Annotated in this window: 1 protein-coding gene and 1 pseudogene; both read left to right on the top strand. The window is 59.2% G+C overall.

Going from position 1 to position 1,488, the window contains the following annotated elements; all coding sequences use genetic code 11:
• Positions 1–78: 78 nt before the first annotated feature.
• A pseudogene (locus tag ABT116_RS45660) lies at positions 79–909 on the top strand (transporter substrate-binding protein); the annotation flags it as partial.
• 54 nt (positions 910–963) lie between these two features.
• Positions 964–1,452: an ABC transporter permease subunit gene (locus tag ABT116_RS45655; RefSeq protein WP_351647038.1), complete on the top strand. Its 489-nt coding sequence runs from the start codon at positions 964–966 to the stop codon at positions 1,450–1,452.
• Positions 1,453–1,488 lie beyond the last annotated feature (36 nt).

The following is a 1,488-nucleotide window of genomic DNA, read 5'->3' as shown; positions in this document are numbered from 1 at the left end:
GGGCCTGCGGGTCCCAGCGGGCGAGGGAGTCCGTGGAGGTGAAGGCGGGCAGGGCGGTGCGGTTGCCGGCCTTGAGGGTTGCTCTACTACCCGGTCCAGTACGAGGGACTGGAAGATTCGAAGAACATCTTCTACACGGGTGCAACGACCAACCAGCAGATCATCCCGGCTCTGGATTACCTGAAGGAGAAGGGTGTCAAGTCGCTGTATCTGGTCGGCAGCGACTACGTGTTCCCGCAGACCGCCAACCGCATCATCAAGGCGTACGCGGCAGCGAACGGCATCGAGATCAAGGGCGAGGATTACACGCCTCTGGGTTCGACCGACTTCTCCACCATCGTGAACAAGGTCCGCACAGCCGACGCCGATGCCGTGTTCAACACACTCAACGGCGATTCCAACGTCGCATTCTTCCGTGAATACTCGAATGTCGGCCTGAAGCCCGCCGACATGCCCGTCGTCTCCGTCTCTATTGCGGAGGAAGAGGTCGGTGGTATCGGAGTCCAGAACGTCGAAGGCCAGCTGACGGCGTGGAACTACTACCAGACCATCGACTCCCCCGAGAACAAGAAGTTCGTCGCGGCGTACAAGGCAAAGTTCGGCCAGGACAAGCCCACGTCCGATCCGATGGAAGCGGCATACACCTCCGTCTACCTCTGGAAGAACACCGTCGAGAAGGCCAACTCGTTTGCGGTCAAGGATATTCAGGACAACGCCGACGGTGTGACCTTCCAAGCGCCCGAAGGACTCGTCACCATCGACGGCGACAACCACCACATCACCAAGACTGCCCGGATCGGCGAAATCCGTTCCGACGGACTGATCTACACGGTCTGGGATTCGGGACAGCCGATCGAGCCGGATCCGTACCTGAAGAACTACCCCTGGGCTGAGGGGCTCGGTAGCTGATCGACAAAAGGCGGAATTGACGGAATCGGCGAGTAGAGAGGTGGAGCGTCTGTCATGGATGTTGTGATCGGGCAGTTGTTCACGGGTTTGAGTATCGGATCGATTCTCCTGTTGGCAGCGTTGGGGTTGTCTCTCACGTTCGGGCAGATGGGTGTCATCAACATGGCACACGGCGAGTTCATCATGGCCGGCTCGTACACCGCATACGTAGTGCAGCAGGTGATCTCGAATGCAACGGGATCGTTGATCATTTCTCTGCTCGTCGGTTTCGTCGTCGGCGGACTGATGGGTGTTGTGCTCGAAGTGGTCCTGGTATCGCGGATGTACCACCGACCCCTCGACACCCTGTTGGTGACATTCGGCGTCGGATTGATCCTTCAGCAGTTGGCGCGTGACATCTTCGGCGCGCCGGCAGTCAATGTTTCGGCGCCGAGCTGGCTTTCGGGCGGGGTCGATATTTTCGGCGCCGTGGTGCCGAAAACCCGCATCTTCATTCTGGTGTTGGCGATCGCTGGAGTGTTCGCTCTTTCGGTCGGACTGTAGCAGTCGTCGTTGGGTAGAGTGATCCGGGCCGTCGTC

It is taken from the genome of Streptomyces sp. NPDC002130 (genome assembly GCF_040296465.1).
Taxonomy (GTDB): Bacteria; Actinomycetota; Actinomycetes; order Streptomycetales; family Streptomycetaceae; genus Streptomyces.
Note: the sequence above shows the minus strand (reverse complement) of the source record. Positions and strands in the feature narration are given on the sequence as shown.

Bases quoted from the DNA above. Each gene is read 5' to 3' on its own strand.
- ABT116_RS45655 (WP_351647038.1), top strand. From the start codon at position 964: ATGGATGTTGTGATCGGGCAGTTGTTCACGGGTTTGAGTATCGGATCG.